This window comes from Tenacibaculum bernardetii, assembly GCF_029125915.1.
GTDB classification, from domain to species: Bacteria; Bacteroidota; Bacteroidia; order Flavobacteriales; family Flavobacteriaceae; genus Polaribacter; species Polaribacter bernardetii.
In genome coordinates this window covers 132429-153115 of record NZ_JAQJCU010000002.1, presented here as the reverse complement: position 1 = coordinate 153115, position 20687 = coordinate 132429, and the positions used below count along the sequence as shown (strand labels likewise).

Genomic DNA, 20687 nt, shown 5'->3' with positions numbered 1-20687 from the left:
AGAAATTAGAAAAAAGAATAGAGGAATTGAGCGATAGAAAAAGACATAAGTACAAGAATTTAAAGATTTGGAAAATCGGAATTGATATTGTAGATGATGTTTTTAAAATCACTAATTCTTTTCCAAAGGAAGAAAAATTTGGATTAGTATCACAAATTAATAGATGTTCTATTTCTATTCCAAGTAATATTGCAGAAGGTTCATCAAGAACAGATAAATCTTTTTCACATTTTATTGATATTTCTCTTGGTTCTTCTTTCGAACTTGAAACAAAATTAATAATAGCGTGCAATAGAAATTATATAAATAAAGAACAATTAACAAAGATTGAAGTAAAAATTCAAGAATTTCAAAAGATGACAATGGGCTTTCAAAATAAGCTGTAAAAGTCTTTTTTCTTGCATCTCTTCTCTCTTTTCTATAAAACATAAACATGAGCAAAAAAGATATAAAATCAGTAGAATACGGTTTAGAAAAAATATTTGAAGGAGCACAAGATTTCCTTCCATTACTAGGCACCGATTACGTTGAGTTTTACGTAGGTAATGCGAAACAAGCAGCACATTTTTATAAAACAGCATTCGGATTCCAATCACACGCATATCGCGGATTAGAAACAGGGTCAACAGATTCTGTGAGTTATGTGTTAACACAAGACAAAATTAAGTTGATGCTAACAACTCCGTTAAATAGTAAATCGCCAATAAACGACCATATTGTAAAACATGGTGATGGTGTAAAAATTGTAGCTCTTTGGGTAGAAGATGCAAGAAAAGCATACGAGGAAACAACATCAAGAGGCGCAAAATCCTATATGGAACCTACTGTAGAAACAGATGAACATGGTGAAGTTGTAAGGGCAGGAATTTATACGTACGGTGAAACGGTGCACATGTTTGTAGAGCGTAAAAACTACAACGGTGCATTCTTACCAGGTTTTCAAAAATGGGAATCAGACTACAATCCGCCAAGTGCAGGTTTAAAATTTATCGATCATATGGTTGGTAATGTTGGTTGGAACCAAATGGATGTTTGGGTAAAATGGTATGAAGATGTTATGGGGTTTGAAAACTTTTTATCTTTTGATGATAAGCAAATTCACACAGAATATTCGGCATTAATGAGTAAAGTAATGTCTAACGGAAATGGCCGTATTAAATTCCCTATTAACGAACCAGCGAAAGCAGCAAAGCGTTCTCAGATAGAAGAATATTTAGATTTTTACGAAGGTGCAGGGGTACAACATATTGCTGTGGCGACTGATGATATTTTAAAAACAGTATCGCAATTAAGAGCCAATGGAGTAGAGTTTTTATCAACACCACCAGACGAATACTACAAGTCAGTTCCTGGAAGGTTAGAAGAGTTTAGTCATGAGTTAAACGAAGATATCGAAAAGTTAAAGTCTTTAGGTATTATGATTGATGCAGATGAAGAAGGGTATTTATTGCAAATTTTTACAAAGCCAGTAGAAGACAGGCCAACCTTGTTTTTTGAAATTATTCAAAGAATGGGAGCTCGTGGATTTGGAGCAGGTAACTTTAAAGCATTGTTCGAATCTATTGAGAGAGAACAAGAAAAAAGAGGAACGTTGTAGAAATATAGAAACAAGAGGTTAGAGTCAAGAGTTAAGAGAGGTTTGTCTTTTTTCTTGACTCTTTTTTCTCTCTTCTAAAAAAGAAAAATGAATAAAGACGAATTGCTAAAAGCAATAGAAAATAAGTACGAAAAGTTAGGTGTTCCGTTAGAAACAATGTTAGAAGGTTTGTTGCATAGCACACCAATAACTTATTGGGATTATATTCAAACCGATGCACTATTAGGATTGCAAATACCAAGAACAACAGAGCCTGATGAAATGGTTTTTATTATGTATCATCAAGTAAATGAGCTGTTGTTTAAAATGGTGTTATGGGAAATTGATCAAATTTCACTTTCTGAAGAAGCAATTACTGCAGATAAATTCTCAAAACACTTAATGCGTATCAGTAGGTATTTTGATATGTTGTGTAATTCGTTTACCGTTATGCAAGACGGAATGGATGTAGAGCAATATTTAAAGTTTAGAAATACGTTGGCGCCTGCAAGCGGATTTCAAAGTGCGCAATATCGAAAAATTGAATTTGCATCAACAGAACTAATTAATTTAATTGATGCTCGTTATAGAGATACGATTGATAGGAACTCGTCTTTTAAAAATGCTTTCGACCATTTGTATTGGCAAGCAGCTGGTAAAAATCATCAAACAGGTAATAAATCAATCTTAATTAAACTTTTCGAGAAAAAGTATATGGGGGATTTTATCGATTTTATGGAAGATTATAATGACTGTAACTTATCTACAAAATTTAAACAGCTTCCAGAGGGCGTTCAAAAAAATGAAGAATTAGTTAAAGCAATGCGTCATTACGATTACACGGTAAATGTAAAATGGGTAATGGCACATTATAACGCTGCGGGGAAATATTTAGGTGGCGGAGATAAAGATTTAGAAGCTACAGGTGGAAGTAATTGGCGTAAATATATGCATCCGAAATACCAACGCAGAATATTTTTTCCGTATTTGTGGAGTGAAGAAGAACTAAAAAATTGGGGAACATTTTAATCCTGATTAACAATAGTAAAAAAGCTGCTTAATTTTAAAATCAAGCGGCTTTTTTTAGTTTGGAACAGTAATTGTCTTACTTTTTTCATAAGTTTGAATACTATGAAGAAACAACTATTTTTTATTTCCGTACTATTTTTTACCATAATTACTTTTGGTCAACAAAAACCAGTAGCTTTTAAAGATGGCGAATGGCTTAAGTTTAAAATGAGTTACAGCGGTTTTTTAAAAGCAGGCGAAGCTACATTATCAGTAAAAGAAGAAGTTTTAAATGGTAAAAAAATATTACATGCAACAGGAAAAGGAAAAACCACAGGAATGATTAAGTGGTTTTTTAAGGTAAATGATAATTACCAATCATACTTTGATATTCAAACCGGTAAACCATATTTGTTTAAAAGAAAAATTAACGAAGGCGGTTACAAGAAAAATAAACAAATAACATTTAATCAAGAAGATAATACTGCATATGTAGAAGATTTTAGAAAAAAAACAGATACACTTATTTCAGTAAACGAACCTCAGGATATGATTTCGACTTTCTACTTTTTAAGAAGTTATAATACTAAAGGAATGAAAAAGGGAGAGGAAATAAGTATAGATATGTTTTTTGATAATAAAAGTTATCCTTTTAAATTACGCTTTTTAGGTAATGAAACTCTAAAAACAAAGTTCGGTAAAGTTAAAACGCAAAAGTTTAGACCAATCGTTCAGTCAGGTAGAGTATTTAAAGCAGAGGAAAGTGTAACAGTATGGATTACTGCAGATGATAATAAAATACCAATAAAAATAAATGCTTCATTATCTGTAGGTTCTCTTCGAGCGGAGTTAGATGCGTATAAAGGATTAGCAAATCCTTTTGAAATAGTTTTTGATTAAAAAATAATATAGATAGTTTACTTATCGTTAAAGTGTCATAAACAATATTTTTTATTTGTATTTTTGCAGATAAACACAAATTTAAACCACTTTTTTTGAAAAAATTTATTTTCCCACTTCTTCTTTTTTGTTTTTTTTTATCTTGTAAAGAAGAAAAGAAAGATCCTATAAAAATTCCGATTAAAATAGAAAAGCCAAAACCTGTTTTTGCCTTTGGTTTTAATTTAGATAACTACAATTTGATAAACGATACCATAAAAAGTGGAGAAAGTTTTGGGGTTATTTTAGACAGGCATCATGTTATGTATCCTAAAATAAACGAAATAGCAACAGTAATTAAAGATACTTTTGATGTTAGACGAGTTCGTTCAGGTAAAGCATATACGATACTTACCTCTAAAGATTCTCTTGAAAAAGCACAAGTTTTTATATATAAACACAACAAAGTTGACGCTACAGTAATCAATTTTAAAGATTCTGTTATATCGGCATATAGAGTTAAGAAAAAAATTAAAATTCTAGAAAAAGAAATTGCAGGAGAAATTTTTTCTAGCTTATCAGTTACTATGGATAGTTTAGGTTTAAAACCAACCTTAACAAATACTGTTGCTGATATTTATGCGTGGACTTTAGATTTTTATGGTTTGCAAAAAGGAGATCGTTTTAAGTTAATTTATGAAGAAAAATTCATCAACGATTCTGTTTTTGTAGGATATGGTGAAGTAAAAGCAGCGGTTTTTAATCATAAAGGAGATGATTTACATGCCTATAAGTTTGTTGGAGACACAATAAATAAGATTCCTGAATTTTATGATGAAAAAGGAAATATGTTGCGAAGAGCATTTTTAAAATCACCAATTAAGTTTCAATATCGTATTTCATCACGTTATAATTTAAGGAGAAAAATAGCACTTTATGGTAGGGTGCGTGCACATAGAGGAACCGATTTTGCAGCAAGATACGGAACTCCAATTATGACAACAGCTAGCGGAACCGTAGTGAAATCAGCAAGACGTGGTGGTAACGGAAATTATGTAAAAGTAAAGCATAACAGCACTTATAGTACGCAATATTTACACATGAAGCTAAGAAACGTTAAAGTAGGTGATTATGTTAAGCAAGGAGATATTATAGGGTATGTAGGTATGACGGGAAATACAAGTGGGCCACATGTTTGTTATCGTTTTTGGAAATACGGTAAAGAAGTAGATCCTTTTAAACAAAAATTACCATCAGCAGAACCTTTAGACCCGAACATGAAACCAGCGTATTTTGAATTTATAAAGCCGCTTAAAGAGCAGTTAGATAAAATTGAATTGACTAAAAAGGATACAATTTCTAAGCCTTTAATTGAGAAAGAACTATTACTGATACATTAAACTATGGCTTTAGAAAATATAAATCCAATTCAAACCGAAGCGTGGAAAAAGTTAATCGACCACTTTAGTGAAGCAAAAAAATATGAGTTGAAAGAATTGTTTCGCAAAGATAAAAACAGAAAAGAACAATTTTCTATTTCTTTAGGTGATTTTAAAGTTGATTATTCTAAAAACCACATTACTCAGGAAACAATTGATTTATTAGTTTCATTAGCAGAAGAAACTAAGTTAAAAGACGCTATTGATAAATATTTTTCGGGCGATAAAATTAATGTTACAGAAAATAGAGCTGTTTTGCATACAGCTTTAAGGAGTAACTCAAATAGTCCTCTTTTAGTTGATGGAAAAGATATAAGACCCAAAATACAAACCGCTCTTAGAAAAATGAAAAGCTTTAGCAATAAAGTTATTTCAGGGAAATGGAAAGGTTTTACAGGTAAGCCAATTACAGATGTTGTAAATATTGGAGTAGGAGGTTCTGACTTAGGTCCGCGTATGGTTGTGGAGGCATTGCAGTTTTATAAAAATAAATTAACCACACATTTTGTTTCTAATATAGATGGAGATCATGTATTTGAAATTTTAAGTAAGCTTAATCCTGAAACCACTTTATTTGTAATTGTATCAAAATCATTTACTACAGATGAAACTATAACGAATGCAAATATCATTAGAAATTGGTTTTTAAAATCGGCCATTGTTTTTGATGTAGCTAAACATTTTGTTGCTGTGTCTTCTAATATTGAAGAAGCAGTTAATTTCGGGATAGACAAAAAGAATATTTTTCCAATGTGGAATTGGGTTGGAGGACGGTTTTCATTATGGTCAACCGTAGGGCTGTCTATTAGTTTGTCTATAGGGTATGATAATTTCAAAGAATTATTAAACGGAGCAGAAGAAGTTGACGAACACTATAAAGATGCTAATTTTAAAGAAAACATTCCTGTAATATTAGCTTTGTTAAGTGTTTGGATGAATAATTTCTTTAAATGCGAGACAGAAGCAGTTTTACCATATAGCTATCACTTGTCAAAGTTTCCTTCTTACTTGCAGCAATCTGTTATGGAAAGCAATGGAAAAAGTGTTGATAGAAATGGTGAAGCAGTAAACTATCAAACAGGAAATATTATTTGGGGAGCAGCGGGTACAGATATGCAACATGCTTTTATGCAATTAGTGCATCAAGGAACAAAACTAATTCCGGCTGATTTTATTGGTTTTGAAGAGTCATTATATGGTTTGGTAGATTCACATAAAAAATTAATGGCTAATTATTATGCTCAAATGGATGCCTTAGCTTATGGTAAAACAAAAGAAGAAATACATTTAGAGTTAAAAATTGAAAATAAATTAGATCAAATAAATTTACTACTGCCTTATAAGACATTTAAAGGAAATCGACCAACTAATTCGCTGCTCTTAAAAAAACTTACACCAAAATCTTTAGGAATGTTAATCGCTACTTATGAGCATAAAATATTTACACAAGGTGTTATATGGAATATTTATTCTTTTGATCAGTTTGGAGTGGAGTTAGGTAAGGAACTGGCTAAAAAAATGTTAAATAATTAAGAAATCTTTTTTTAATGTGGTTTTATTGAACTTACCTTGTTAAGGTAATGTTAAAAAGCTTAACATTAAATTAATATTAGCAACTTATAAAAGCAAGACCTTTGCGCCGCATTTAATAACAATTAGATTAAAAATGAAAAATTTTAAAAATGTTTTACTAGTAGCACTGTTCATTGTAACAGCTACTGTTTTAGGGCAAACTAAACTAACAGGTACAGTTGTTGACGAAATGGGAGAGCCATTACCAGGAGCTGGAGTTGTAGTTAAAGGAACATCAAACGGAACGGCAACAGATTTTGACGGTAAGTTTATGTTAAACGCTAAATCTACTTCAGGTACTGTTGTATTATCTTTTATAGGGTACAACAATAAAGAAGTAGCTTATTCAGCTTCAAAAACAAATTTAGGAACTATCGAGTTAGAGCCTTCAAACGTTTTAAACGAAATAGTGGTAACAGCAACGTCATTTGCTATTGATAGAAAAACACCAGTAGCAGTTTCTACAATTAAAGCATCTGAAATTGAAACTAAGTTAGGAACACAAGAGTTTCCTGAAATTTTAAAATCTACACCAGGTGTATATGCGACAAAAGCAGGTGGTGGGTACGGAGATTCAAGAATCAACTTACGTGGGTTTAGATCTCAGAACGTTGCCGTAATGATTAATGGGGTTCCTGTTAATGATATGGAGAACGGAAACGTATATTGGTCTAACTGGGCTGGTTTATCAGATGTTACATCTGCAATGCAAGTTCAAAGAGGTTTAGGTGCTTCTAAAGTAGCTGTTCCTTCTGTTGGGGGTACAATTAACATTCTTTCAAAATCTACTGACGCTGAAAAAGGAGGTATGGTAAGAGCTTCAACAGCTAATGACGGTTATCAAAAATACGGAATGACATTATCAACAGGTTTAATGGAGAACGGATTGGCTATTACAGCATCTGCAGCTACTATTAAAGGTGATGGTTATGTAGATGGTTTATGGTTTGATGGGTTTAATTATTTCTTAAACGTAGCTAAAAAATTTAATGATAATCACAAGCTTTCTTTTACAGTTTTTGGAGCGCAACAAGAGCACGGACAAAGATTTAATAGAAGAACAATAGCTCAAAATAGAGCTACGGAACAAGGAGGTAAAAGATTTAATCCAGATTGGGGATATAGAAATGGAGAAATAGAAAATACTTCTTTTAACTTTTATCATAAACCACAAATCTCGTTAAATCATGATTGGATTATTTCTGATAAAACATTTTTAACGACTGTTTTATATTCTTCTTTCGGTAGTGGTGGTGGAAGAAGAACCAATAGAGGTTCTACAAAATTTCAAGATGATGATTATAGGTTAGGAGATGTCGATCAACCTATTGACTTCGATAGAATTGTAGCAGAAAATAAAGCAAACGGAATTAATGGATCTTCTGATGTATTTTTATCTTCAAGAAACTCACATAAATGGTATGGTGTTTTATCTACATTTAAAACTGATTTAACTGAAGATCTTACTTTCTCTGGAGGTTTAGACGGGAGATATTATGAAGGAGCTCACTATTATGAAGTAGCAGATTTATTAGGAGGACAGTTTTTAATTAACCCTTATAGCAACGATAATAATGCTAACCAAGCTTTAAAAGTTGGTGATCGTTTAAATAGAGACTATGTTGGTAGAGTTTTAAGATATGGTTATTTTTCTCAGTTAGAGTACTCTAGTAATGATTTATCTTTGTTTTTAGCATCATCAATGTCCAATACAAGATATAATAAGTCAAGTTATTTAGATGATCAGAAAAACCCGAACGGAAGAAATTCAGATAATGTTAACTTTTTAGGTTATAGTTTAAAAGGAGGTGCAAATTTTAATATTGATGCAAACCATAATGTTTTTGCAAATACAGGTTACTTCTCTAGAGCTCCTTTTTTAACAGGAACTGTTTTTACAGATGTTGAATCTGTTAGTATAAATGAAGATGCAGTAAATGAAAAAGTATTTTCAGCAGAAATTGGATACGGATTTAGAAGCGAAAAATTTTCTGCTAATTTAAATGTTTATAGAACCTCTTGGTTAGATAGATCGTTAACTGTTTCAGGACAACCTGATCTAGTTTCTGGTGAAATTCCAGTAGCAAACCTTTCAGGATTAGATGCTTTACATCAAGGAGTCGAGTTAGATTTTATTTATAAAATGACCGAGCAGTTAAAACTTACAGGTATGGTTTCTTTAGGAGATTGGAAATGGGCTAGTGATGCTTCAGGTGAACTTTTTGATGGTGGAGGTAATTTAATAAGAGAAACAACTGTTTATGCAGACGGTTTAAGAGTGTCTGATGCAGCTCAAACAACTTGGGCTCTAGGTTTAGCTTATAAGCCAGCTCAAAGAACTTCTTTCTTTGTAGATTATAACTATGCAGGGCAAAACTATGCTACGATGGACATCGATGGAAGAACAAATCCAGCTGATAGAAATGATACATGGAAATTACCTAATTTTCACTTATTTGATTTAGGTTTTTCTCACGGTTTTAAAATTGGTGATTTTGATTCTACCTTATCAGGAAAGTTAAATAATATTTTAGACACTGAGTATATATCAGACGCTAGAGATGGTTCTACTCATACTTCTAGTGATGCTACAGTTTATTATGGTACAGGTAGAACATTTAGTTTAGGGTTAAAAGTTAAATTTTAAAAAATATAATCATGAAAAAAATATTTTTATTACTAACAGTTTTTACAATGGTTTTTGCATCATGCGAACCACTGGCAGATATCAATGAAGAAATTGACGCTCAAGAAAGTGCAATTGTAGGTGATGTTGCTTTTACAATGTCAGATGACGATTATGACGCGTTAAATTTATCTTATGGGAATTTTAGTTCAGAAGACGATGCTAAAGAAATGATTCCAGAACTATTAACAAGTAAATACCCTGTTTTAGGGAATCAATCATCGGCTTTAGTTACTTATAAATTATATAGTAAAAAAAATGATGAAAAAAGCTTAGAAGTATATAAAGTAACTTCAGATGATTATGCTGCAGGAGGTCACACATATGGTAACTTTAGTAGTTATTCTGATATTATAGAATTTTTAGATACTAAATACACATCACCAACAAACAGGTTATTAGTATCATTAACTTATAAGTACTATTCAGGAAGCGTTTCTACACTTAATAACGGTTTTCTTTTTAATAATGGTGTCTGGGAAATGATAACAGGTTTTACTGATGATGAGTACAATGCGATGGGTGAGAGTTACCCTAACTTTTCAAGCGAAGATGAAGCCTTAGAGAAAATTCCTGTATTTTTACAAGATAAATTTAAATACGAAAGTAAATCAGAAGGAGATATTGAAGCTATTATGTACAAGTTGTATGTAGGTGGAGGTAAAACCAATAGTTATGTTGTTTATTTTATTTTTAACGGTTCAGACTGGGAAAAATATGAAAACACTGTAAATAAAAGCATCCAATTTGGTCATGATGGTATCACTTGGGTTCCAGATAATACAATTAAGTACACTTTAACGTCTGCAGATTATGCTTTAGTTGGTAATGATAGATATAACAATTTTGATGTTAGATCAGGAAAAGACGAATTTGAGGAGTCTGTTAGATTGGCAAAAATAAATACAATTTTATTAAACAACTTCCCTAGTGATGAAGAAGGGCAAAAATATATAGTTTCTTATAACATTTATAATGGTTCTAATGCAGTATGGTCTTTAGCGGTTATTAAAGTAGGCGCAGAATACGTTAAGCAATAAGTTATATTTTGATAAAAAAAATAAAACCACCTCACTTGAGGTGGTTTTTTTATGCATAAAAATTAGTACATTTACTGTTATTAAAAACATTGATATTATGATGAAAACATTGCACTCTTATTGGGCATATATTGTACTAGTTGTATTAATTTTTACAGTAATTAATGCTATTGTCGGTTTAGTCCAAAAAAAAGAATTTACCCATAAAGAATTCCGTTTGGGGTTGTTTAGTTTAATAACAATACATATTCAGTTGTTGTTAGGGTTTTTGGTGTATTTCATAGGAGGTTTTCAAAAAGGACTGGGAGATATGAAAGATGCTCCTGTAAGACTTTTAGCTTTAGAGCATCCATTAATGATGATCTTAGCGATTGTTTTAATAACCATCGGATGGTCTAAACATAAGAAACAAGTGAAAAGTGAGGCTAAATTTAAAACCTTTGCAATTTTTTACGGAATCGCATTGCTACTAATATTATCAAGAATTCCTTGGAGTAATTGGTTTTAATTACAAAATATAGTCCCGCTCTCGCGGGATTTTTTATTTTTGTAAGCTATTAAATATTTTAAAATGAAATTCATAAGTTATATCGTTTCATCAATATTCGCATTGGTGTTTTTTTTACTATTAATCATATTTCAACCATTGCAATGGTTAGGGTTAAAATTGTTCGGTCAAAATGGTCATCAGAATGTAGTAAATATTATGAATTGGGTATTAATAAAATCACTTTTGATTTTAGGAGTTCGTGTTCAGGTAGAAAATGAACAGGATTTACCAGAAAACACGACTTTAATATTCGTTTCAAACCATCAAAGTACTTTTGATATTCCACCAATTATTTGGCATTTTAGAAAACACTTTCCGAAATTTGTATCTAAAAAAGAACTAGCAAAAGGAATACCAAGTATCTCTTTTAATTTAAGACACGGTGGCGCTGCTTTAATAGATCGTAAAGATGCAAGACAAGCATTAACTGAGTTGGCAAGTTTTTCAAAAAAGATAAATAAAAACAAATGGTCTGCGGTTATTTTTCCTGAAGGAACAAGAAGTAGAACAGGTAAACCAAAGTCATTCTCAATAAATGGCTTAAAAATGATTACAAAATACAATCCTGAAGCTTATATTGTGCCACTAACCATAAATAATTCATGGAAAGTATTCAAGTATGGTAAATTTCCGTTAGGTTTGGGAAGTCCAATAAAAATTAAGACACACGCGCCAATAAAGGTAAACAGTTTACCGTTTAATGAATTGGTGGCAACAGTAGAAAATACGATTAAAGAATCAATTTTATAATCGCTTATAAATTATAAAAAATTATGTCAGTACAAAATATCCGAAAGGAAGTAATGAAAACGCTCGAGAAGAATATCGATAGTTTCGTAGAAAAATTTTTAATACCCGCGGAAAAAATTTGGCAACCAACAGATTTTTTACCAAACTCACAAAAAGATACTTTTATTTCTGAAGTTGAAGAAATTAGAGAATTATCTAAAGAATTAGATGATGACTTTTGGGTGGTATTGGTAGGAGATACAATTACAGAAGAAGCACTACCAACTTACGAGTCTTGGTTGTTGGATTTAGATGGAATAACACAACACCCAGATAACGGTTGGGCAAAATGGATTCGTGCTTGGACGGCGGAAGAAAATCGTCATGGAGATACTTTAAACAAGTATTTATATCTTTCAGGACGTGTAAATATGCGTGAGGTAGAAATTACCACGCAACATTTAATTACTGATGGTTTTGATATTGGTACTGCAAGCGATCCATATAAAAACTTTATATACACGAGTTTTCAGGAATTAGCAACGTATGTTTCTCACTTAAACGTAGCTAAAATTGCAAAGAAAAAAGGACACAAAGCGTTGGCAAAAATGTCTCGAATTATTGCAGGAGATGAAATGCGTCATCACCAAGCATATACAGAATTTGTGAAGCAGATATTTAAAATTGATCCTAGCGAAATGATGTTAGCATTTCAATACATGATGAAATACAAAATAGTAATGCCTGCAATGCACTTAAGAGAGTCTTTTGGAGCAAAAGGAACTTTATTTGATGATTTCTCTACAGTAGCGCAAAGAGTTGGGGTATACACAGGTTTTGACTATGTTGATATTATTAAAAAACTAAATACAACTTGGGAGATAGATAAGATTACAGGTTTAACTCCAGAGGCTGAGAAAGCACGTGATTACTTAATGAAATTACCAGATAGAATGTATCGTATTACAGAACGTATTGTGGTTCCTGATACCAAATTCAATTTTAAATGGATGATTCCATCTTAGAAAGATAATTAAAGAACGTCATTACGATAAAGAGAAGTAATCTTCTATTATTGCAATGACGTTTTTTTTATTGAAAAGTAAATACGTCTTTATCTTCTAAAAACCGAAACTTATCGCGAGTTTTACACTGTATTTCTTTATCTAGCTCAATAACTAAAGAGATTTCTTCTCCTTTATTTTTAGTTAAACATTTTCCTAACATATCATACGTAGCGGAATTACCGCTGTACTCATAACCGTTAGCATCAGTACCAATTCTATTTACACCAATTGTATAACTCATGTTTTCTATAGCACGCGCTTTTAAGAGTGCATTCCAGGCTTCAATTCTTGGTGTAGGCCAATTAGCTACATACAATAGTAAATCGTAATTATGAGTGTTTCTGGCCCAAACAGGAAAGCGTAAATCATAACAAATTAGCGGACAAATCTTCCAATCTTTATAATGGATTAAAACAATGTTTTTTCCTGCAGAAAACACCTTGTGTTCTCTCGCCAATGTAAATAAATGTTTCTTGTCGTAAAAATCAATTTTACCTGAAGGATGTACAAAAAGTAATCGATTGTAATAATTGTAATCTTTATCAGCATCTAAACACGGTTCTTTAATAATAATACTTCCAACAATTGCTGCTTGCTTTTTGTTAGCTACATCTTGCATCCAAATAATAGTATCACCAGTCATCGTTTCTGCTAAATGCTGTGCGTTCATAGTAAAACCAGTGCTAAACATTTCGGGTAAAATTATTAAGTCGATACCTAAAGGAAGCTTGTTTATTTTTTCTTTAAAATGATTTCTATTTTCAGCTGGTTTTTCCCAAATTAAATCAGCCTGAATAAGTGCAGTTTTAAGTTTGTTTGTTGTAATCATTAGCAAAGAAATGAAGTTAATTATCCTCTCAAAAATAAGATAAATATTGTACTTTGGGTAGATTAAAAAACCGCTATGAACTCTTTTATTTCAGAAACTTTAGATACTATTTTACAAACCACCAAATCGTTTGAAAATGTTGTATTTGTCTTGCCGTCACAAAGGGCAGGAGTGTTTGTAAAGCAAACATTTAAAAATAAAATTTTAGCAGGTTTTTTACCTCAAATTTTAAATATTGGCGATTTTGTTGAAGAAATTTCTGAAATTAATAAAGCTGATTCAGTACAACTGCTATTTCATTTTTATACTATTTATAAAGATATTGAAGAAAATCCAGATACGTTTGATGTTTTCTCTACATGGGCTTTTACTGTTTTACAAGATTTTAATGAAATTGACCAACACTTAATTAATCCGAAGGATATTTTTGTGTATTTACGCGATATTCATCGTTTACAAAAATGGTCGGTAAAAGGAGAGTTTAAAGAAACGGAGCTAATGAAAGATCATTTCTCTTTTATGGAGAAATTAGAAGATTTTTATGCTGTTTTTTATCAATTTTTGATTTCAAATAAAATTGGATATCAAGGTGTTTTATATCGTGAAGCAACTAAGAATGTTGAAAATTTTATTAGTAAAAATCAACATAAAAAATATTTTTTCATCGGATTTAATGCTCTAAATACAGCGGAAGAATTTTTATTTCAAGAGTTTTTATCTGCAGGAAATAGTGAGGTTTATTGGGATATTGATAAAACTTTTTATGAAGGAAATCATCAAGCGGGTAGTTTTCTTAGAAAGTATAAAAAGCAGTGGAAATATTATGAAAAAAACCCAATTCAAACGATTAAAAATTATTTCTCTGAATCTAAGAATATTCAGGTTATAGGAGCATCAAAAAATATTACACAAATAAAACATGCGGGAGAAATTTTATCAAAATTACCAAATCATAATAATACAGCCTTGGTATTGGCCGATGAAACATTGTTGCCAATAACCTTAAATTCATTACCTAAAAGCGTAGAGGCAATAAACATTACCATGGGATATCCGTTAAAAGATATTCCTACAACGAGTTTAATTTTTGCTATTTTTCAGTTATTTAACAATCAAGAAAAACTACAAAAACAAAAAGATAAACAGTTTTATCATAAAGATGTTGTTCGGTTTGTAAAAGATGCATCAATTTATAAATTATTACAAATTGATGCTGAAACAAATGTTGCAGATATTATTTCGGCAACGATTGTTAAAGAGAATACTACTTTTATCAATCAAACAAATATCGCTGAGTTTCTTGCTCCTTTAGACGAGGAAATTAAAGAAGTTGTTTGTCTTATTTTTAATCCGTTTTCTACAATAGCAGAATTTTTATCAAGAATACTAAAGTTAATTAATGTTTTAAAAGACACAGCCAACGATTTAGAAAAAGAATATTTATTCCGTTTTTACACGGCATTTACACAATTACAAAATTTACATATTGAGTTTAACTACGTGCAAAATCTAAAAACATTGCACCAGTTTTTTAGGCAATTAATTCAGTCTGAAAGTTTGTCTTTTCAAGGAGAACCGTTGCAAGGTTTACAATTAATGGGTGTTTTAGAAACACGAATGTTAGATTTTGAAAACGTAATTATCACATCGGTAAATGAGGGTGTTTTACCCGCAAGTAGCCAACAAAATACTTTTATTCCTTTTGATGTAAAAATTGAATTCGGATTGCCCACATATAAAGAAAAAGATGCACTTTTTTCATATCATTTTTTTAGGTTATTGCAAAGAGCAAAAAATATTTTTATCTTATATAATACAGAGCATGATGTTTTTGGAAGTGGAGAAAAAAGCCGTTTTGTTACGCAATTAGAAATGATGCGAGACGACATTACTGAGAAGATAATTAGTCCGAAAGTAGTAACGTCGGCTACAAAATTAAAGGAGATTCAAAAAGATGAGAAAGTTTTAGAACGCTTACAAGAGTTGGCTAAAAAAGGAATATCACCATCAGCATTAACCAATTACTTATACAACCCGATTGCTTTTTACAAACAGAAAGTTTTAAAAATTAATGAGTTCGAAAATGTAGAAGAAACCGTTGCCGCAAATACTATGGGAACAGTGGTTCATGATACTTTAGAGGCGTTATATAAACCGTTTATAGGTAAGTTTTTATCTGTTGATGATATTATTAACATGAAACAGAAAACAAAAGAACTGGTTACTTTTTATTTCTCAGAACATTTTAAAAACGGAGATATTGCTACGGGGAAAAATAGGCTAGTTTTTGAAGTTGCGAATCGATTTGTAGAAAATTTTTTAGCAAATGAAAAACAGTTGTTAAAAGATGAAAATAATCAATTAAAAATAATTGGAACAGAACAAAATTTAGCCGCTGAAATTACGGTTGAAGGTATTGATTTTCCTATAAAAATTCACGGACAAGTTGATAGAATTGATGAGTTAAATGGTGTTGTTAGAATTATAGATTATAAAACCGGAATGGTAGATGCCAATAAACTAAAAGTGGTAGATTTTGAAAATATTAGAGATTTAAAACACCATAAAGCAATTCAGGTTATGCTGTATGCTTTTTTGTATACTCAAAACAATAAATTTGATTTTTCTAATAATTTAGAAGCGGGTATTATTTCGTTTAAAAATTTAAAAAGCGGGTTCTTAAAAATGAATTTTTCATCTAATTATCGTACTCCAGATAATGAAGTAACAGAAGAAAAACTGAATGATTTTATGGATGAAATAAAAGTGTTTTTAAAAGAGGTATATAATTCTAAAATTGATTTTATCGAACCAGCAGATTTACCTTATTAGCATATAGTGTGGTTTTTATAAAAAAGAAAGGATAAAAATTAAATTTTTATCCTTTTGCACCTTTATTTGTAAATCATCAATATGTTCCCACCCAGAAACATATTGACATTTCGAAGATATAAATTTATAGAAGCATAAAACTGTAAATAATCGTAATGATTTTTTATGGGTGCGCATTTACCCAAACCTCACCATCTTCAAAATATTCTTTTTTCCAGATAGGAACAGTTTCTTTTAAAGTATCTATTGCAAATTGGCAAGCATCAAAAGCCGCTTTTCGGTGCGGAGAAGAAACTGTAATAATTACAGGAACATCTTTTATTTGCAGTAAACCTTCAGCGTGATGAATCGCTATTTTTTTTATAGGAAATTTTTCTAAAGCCAATTCAGCAATTTTTTGCATTTCTTTAATGGCCATTGGTTTGTAAGTAGAAAAATCTAAATGAGTAACACTTTTATTTTGAGTAGCATCTCTTACGGTGCCAACAAAAACAGAGATTCCGCCACAAGAAGTATCTACTACAAAATCATAGCATTCTTGCAAGTTTAGTTTTTCTGAAGTTACCTTTATCGAAGTTATTTTCATTTTAAATAATAAACTTTAACAAAGATATAAGTTTGAAAATGTAAATAGTATAAACGAATCAGATTTAAATATTTATTTTTGTAAGCAACATAAAAGAAGATACTTTTTAACAAAAAATATGAAAACACTCAACGATTTTAATTTCGAAAATAAAAAAGCATTAATACGAGTAGATTTTAATGTGCCTTTAAACGACAGTTTAGAGGTGACTGATGTTACACGAATTAAGGCAGCAAAGTCAACAATAATCAAAGTATTAGAAGATGGCGGTAGTTGTGTGTTAATGTCGCATTTAGGTCGTCCGAAAGGAAAAGAAGATCAATTTTCATTGCGTCATATTATAGCTAAAGTTATAGAAGTTATAGGGGTTCAGGTTAAGTTTGTTGAAGATTGTATTGGAGATAAAGTTACCGAAGCGATTGCAAATTTAAAAAGTGGAGAGATTTTATTATTAGAAAACCTACGCTTTTATCCAGAAGAAAAAGCAGGAGATGTAGTTTTTGCTGAAAAATTGTCAAAATTAGGTGATGTTTATGTGAATGATGCTTTTGGTACTGCACACAGAGCGCATGCTTCTACAGCAGTTATTGCACAATTTTTTGCTGAAAATAAATGTTTCGGAAATTTATTGGCAACCGAAATTGAAAGTATCAACAAGGTTTTAAATGATTCTGAAAAACCAGTAACTGCAATTTTAGGAGGCGCAAAAGTATCGTCTAAAATTGGAGTGATAGAAAATATTATTGAAAAAGTAGATCATATTATTGTTGGTGGAGGAATGACCTTCACTTTTATTAAAGCTTTAGGCGGAAACATTGGTAATTCGTTAGTAGAAGATGATAAATTAGAATTGGCATTGTCAATTTTAAAATTAGCAAAAGAAAAAAACACTGAAATACATTTACCAGTAGATGCTATTATTGCTGATGCTTTTTCAAATGATGCAAATACGCAAATAGTTGATACAACTAAAATTCCTGATGGATGGATGGGACTTGATTGCGGGCCAAAAACATCTGAGAAATTTGCAGCAGTAATTGCAAAATCTAAAACTATTTTATGGAACGGACCTTTAGGAGTTTTTGAACTGGAAAAGTTTGCAACAGGAACCATCGAATTAGGAAATGCTATTACTAAAGCAACTGAAAGCGGAGCATTTTCTTTAGTAGGAGGCGGAGATTCTGTAGCAGCAGTAAAGCAATTTGGTTTTGGAGATAAAGTAAGTTATGTTTCTACAGGTGGTGGAGCAATGTTAGAAATGTTAGAAGGAAAAACATTACCAGGAATTGAAGCGGTTTTAAAATAAAATGTCATTTCGAGCGCAGTCGAGAAATAATTGTTAATTAAATTGATAAAATGAAGTACACTAAACTACCAAATACCGATATAAAAGTTTCTAAAATTTGTTTAGGAACCATGACATGGGGAAATCAGAATACTGAAGTGGATGGACACGAGCAAATGGACTATGCGTTGGAGCAAGGCGTAAATTTTTGGGATACAGCCGAATTATATTCAGTACCAGCAACGCCAGAAACTTATGGTGCAACTGAGAAAATAATTGGTTCTTGGTTTAAAAAAACCGGAAATCGTGATAAAGTAGTATTGGCGAGTAAAATTGCTGGTGGTGGCGACTATACAAAACACATTCGAACTGGTGGCTTTACAAAACAAAATATTATTGATGCGGTTGAAGGTAGTTTAAAACGTCTACAAACCGATTATATCGATTTATATCAGTTTCATTGGCCTTCTCGTGGTGTAAATTGTTTTGGTGTTCGTGATTATCCGTATAAAACAGCAACCAAAGAAGCTGAAAATCATTTAGAGATTTTAGAAACAATGAATGCTTTAGTAAAACAAGGAAAGATAAAACATATTGGTTTATCAAACGAAACGCCTTGGGGAACCATGAAGTATTTGCAAACTGCCGAGCAACATAATTTGCCAAGAATGAGTACTATTCAAAACTCATATTCTTTAATTCACAGAGGTTATGAAGTAGGTATGAGTGAAGTTTCTATGAGAGAAAACATTGGTTTGTTAGCATATTCGCCTTTAGCACAAGGAGTTTTATCAGGTAAATATTTAGATGGTAAAACGCCTGAAGGAGCAAGAGGAACTTTGTTTCCGAGGTTTATAGCTCGTTATATGAGCGAAGATTCTTTAAAAGCAGTTAGAGAATATTTGAAAATAGCCGAAAAACACGGACTAACATTGGCTGAATTGTCATTAGCATACATAAATCAGTTGCCCTTTGTAACTAGTAATATTATTGGAGCTACAAAAATGAGTCAGTTAAAAGAAAATATCAACTCTATTAATATTGATTTATCAGAAGAAATTTTGGCAGAAATAGAATCGGTTCATAGTTTAATTCCGAATCCTGCACCATAAATTTTAAGGCTTGACATATCAAAATAAAAAAAATCCGAAGTACTATTTACTTCGGATTTTTTTGCAATTATTTATCTACGAAAACTACTCAACTATTTTAAGAGCGGTAGCTTTAAATCTATCATTTTCTAATTTACCAGTTACTTCTACTTTTCTAACAACATTACAAAAGCCAATTTTCTTGTCGTGCGCATCACCGAAATCATCAATATGAGCGCCATCAACAAAATAGGCTTTATCATCAATTTTAATGGCTAAATCACATCCGTTTTGACTTTCTAAACCAAATTTACATTGACCGCAAGAAGCATCGGCTATAAACGTTTTTTCTTTTGGTTGTGAACAAGCTATTATTCCGAATAAAAATATAAAAAGTAAATTTTTCATCTGATTTTTAAATTTTGAGATTAGTATCCTATTTTTTTACGAACTCTTTGTAAAACATCTGTAGCAACTGTACGCGCTTTCTCTGCACCAACAGCAAGAGCTTCGTCAATTTCAGTACGGTTTTCCATATAATGATTGTACTTTGTACGAACGTCAACAAATTTATCGATAATCAACTCGTATAAAGCTTGTTTAGCATGACCGTAACCATAGTTTCCACCTTCGTAATTTGCACGCATTTCAGTAATTTGAGCATCCGAAGCTAGTAATTTATACAAAGCAAAAACATTATCTGTATCCGGGTTTTTAGGATCTTCAAGTGCTTTACTATCGGTTTGAATTCCCATAATTTGCTTGCGTAGTTTTTTGTCAGGCAAGAAAATATTGATGAAATTATTTCTAGATTTACTCATTTTTTCACCATCAGTTCCAGGAACTAATTTCGTGTTTTCGCTAATCTTAGCTTGTGGTAAAATTAAAGTATCACCCACAACATTATTTAATCTACTAGCTACATCACGAGCCATTTCTAGGTGTTGTAACTGGTCTTTTCCAACCGGTACAATTTCTGCGTCGTATAATAAAATATCGGCAGCCATTAACATCGGGTATGTAAATAACCCACTGTTAACATCAGCCAAACGATCGGCTTTATCTTTAAAACCGTGCGCTAATGTTAAACGTTGGTACGGAAAATAACAACTTAAGTACCAAGACAATTCTGCAACTTGAGGAATATCACTTTGGCGATAAAAAACAGTTTTGTTAATGTCAATTCCACATGCAAGCCAAGTAGCAGCAACACTATAGGTGTTTTCTCTTAATTCGTTACCATCTTTAATTTGTGTTAAAGAATGCATATCTGCAATAAAGATAAAAGCTTCGTTTTTAGAGTCGTTAGCCATTTCAATGGCTGGTAAAATAGCTCCCAATAAGTTACCTAAATGCGGAGTTCCTGTGCTTTGTACTCCTGTTAAAATTCTTGACATATTCTGTTTTGAAAAATTATATAAGCAGCGCTTACGACTGCTTGATGATAGCAAAAATAAGCTTAAAATTGTTCAAACAAAAGAAATTACTACATTCGCAGTTATGAAATACCTATTTTCC

18 protein-coding genes are annotated in these 20687 nt (G+C 31.4%); 14 read left to right on the top strand and 4 right to left on the bottom strand.

Annotation, left to right across the window (positions count from 1 at the left end):
- The first annotated feature begins 26 nt into the window (after positions 1 to 26).
- From P2G10_RS02320 to P2G10_RS02270, 11 genes are all read left to right on the top strand, one after another.
- On the top strand, positions 27 to 386 hold the full coding sequence (locus tag P2G10_RS02320) for a four helix bundle protein (RefSeq protein WP_275315058.1): 360 nt from the start codon (positions 27 to 29) through the stop codon (positions 384 to 386).
- Positions 387 to 433: 47 nt separating this feature from the next.
- Positions 434 to 1597, top strand: coding sequence for a 4-hydroxyphenylpyruvate dioxygenase (gene hppD, locus P2G10_RS02315; protein WP_275315057.1), 1164 nt, complete (start codon positions 434 to 436; stop codon positions 1595 to 1597).
- An 87-nt stretch (positions 1598 to 1684) separates the two neighbouring features.
- A complete protein-coding gene (locus P2G10_RS02310; protein WP_218771725.1) occupies positions 1685 to 2605 on the top strand; it encodes a tryptophan 2,3-dioxygenase family protein in 921 nt (306 codons plus the stop codon).
- Between the two features lie 102 nt (positions 2606 to 2707).
- Entirely contained in the window at positions 2708 to 3484 is a 777-nt protein-coding gene (locus tag P2G10_RS02305) for a DUF3108 domain-containing protein (protein ID WP_275315056.1), read from the top strand.
- Positions 3485 to 3579: 95 nt separating this feature from the next.
- On the top strand, positions 3580 to 4863 hold the full coding sequence (locus P2G10_RS02300) for a M23 family metallopeptidase (RefSeq protein ID WP_275315055.1): 1284 nt from the start codon (positions 3580 to 3582) through the stop codon (positions 4861 to 4863).
- 3 nt (positions 4864 to 4866) lie between these two features.
- Complete coding sequence (gene pgi, locus P2G10_RS02295; protein ID WP_275315054.1) at positions 4867 to 6435, top strand: glucose-6-phosphate isomerase; 1569 nt, start codon at positions 4867 to 4869, stop codon at positions 6433 to 6435.
- Between the two features lie 133 nt (positions 6436 to 6568).
- Positions 6569 to 9121 (top strand): TonB-dependent receptor, encoded by a 2553-nt coding sequence (locus P2G10_RS02290; protein WP_275315053.1) that lies wholly within the window; start codon positions 6569 to 6571, stop codon positions 9119 to 9121.
- A gap of 11 nt (positions 9122 to 9132) precedes the next feature.
- A complete protein-coding gene (locus P2G10_RS02285; protein WP_275315052.1) occupies positions 9133 to 10200 on the top strand; it encodes a hypothetical protein in 1068 nt (355 codons plus the stop codon).
- Positions 10201 to 10300: 100 nt separating this feature from the next.
- Complete coding sequence (locus P2G10_RS02280; protein WP_275315146.1) at positions 10301 to 10708, top strand: hypothetical protein; 408 nt, start codon at positions 10301 to 10303, stop codon at positions 10706 to 10708.
- 63 nt (positions 10709 to 10771) lie between these two features.
- Entirely contained in the window at positions 10772 to 11500 is a 729-nt protein-coding gene (locus P2G10_RS02275; RefSeq protein WP_275315051.1) for a lysophospholipid acyltransferase family protein, read from the top strand.
- A 23-nt stretch (positions 11501 to 11523) separates the two neighbouring features.
- Positions 11524 to 12504: an acyl-ACP desaturase gene (locus tag P2G10_RS02270; protein WP_218771718.1), complete on the top strand. Its 981-nt coding sequence runs from the start codon at positions 11524 to 11526 to the stop codon at positions 12502 to 12504.
- A 67-nt stretch (positions 12505 to 12571) separates the two neighbouring features.
- Here P2G10_RS02270 and P2G10_RS02265 read toward each other — a convergent pair whose 3' ends face one another.
- Positions 12572 to 13375, bottom strand: a complete 804-nt coding sequence (locus P2G10_RS02265) for a nitrilase family protein (RefSeq protein WP_218771717.1) — start codon at positions 13373 to 13375, stop codon at positions 12572 to 12574.
- 75 nt (positions 13376 to 13450) lie between these two features.
- Between P2G10_RS02265 and P2G10_RS02260 the strand changes: the two genes are divergently transcribed.
- Positions 13451 to 16207, top strand: coding sequence for a PD-(D/E)XK nuclease family protein (locus P2G10_RS02260; RefSeq protein WP_275315050.1), 2757 nt, complete (start codon positions 13451 to 13453; stop codon positions 16205 to 16207).
- Between the two features lie 163 nt (positions 16208 to 16370).
- Here the strand turns inward: P2G10_RS02260 and P2G10_RS02255 are convergent, their stop codons facing one another.
- Entirely contained in the window at positions 16371 to 16793 is a 423-nt protein-coding gene (locus P2G10_RS02255) for a molybdenum cofactor biosynthesis protein MoaE (RefSeq protein ID WP_218771715.1), read from the bottom strand.
- Between the two features lie 118 nt (positions 16794 to 16911).
- On the opposite strand from P2G10_RS02255, the gene P2G10_RS02250 reads away from it, so the two are divergent.
- Positions 16912 to 18099 (top strand): phosphoglycerate kinase, encoded by a 1188-nt coding sequence (locus P2G10_RS02250; RefSeq protein WP_275315049.1) that lies wholly within the window; start codon positions 16912 to 16914, stop codon positions 18097 to 18099.
- Positions 18100 to 18149: 50 nt separating this feature from the next.
- A complete protein-coding gene (locus tag P2G10_RS02245; protein WP_218771713.1) occupies positions 18150 to 19190 on the top strand; it encodes an NADP(H)-dependent aldo-keto reductase in 1041 nt (346 codons plus the stop codon).
- 84 nt (positions 19191 to 19274) lie between these two features.
- On the opposite strand, the gene P2G10_RS02240 is transcribed toward P2G10_RS02245, so the two are convergent.
- Positions 19275 to 19577, bottom strand: coding sequence for a DUF6370 family protein (locus P2G10_RS02240; protein WP_218771712.1), 303 nt, complete (start codon positions 19575 to 19577; stop codon positions 19275 to 19277).
- Between the two features lie 20 nt (positions 19578 to 19597).
- Entirely contained in the window at positions 19598 to 20566 is a 969-nt protein-coding gene (trpS, locus tag P2G10_RS02235) for a tryptophan--tRNA ligase (protein WP_275315048.1), read from the bottom strand.
- Positions 20567 to 20687 lie beyond the last annotated feature (121 nt).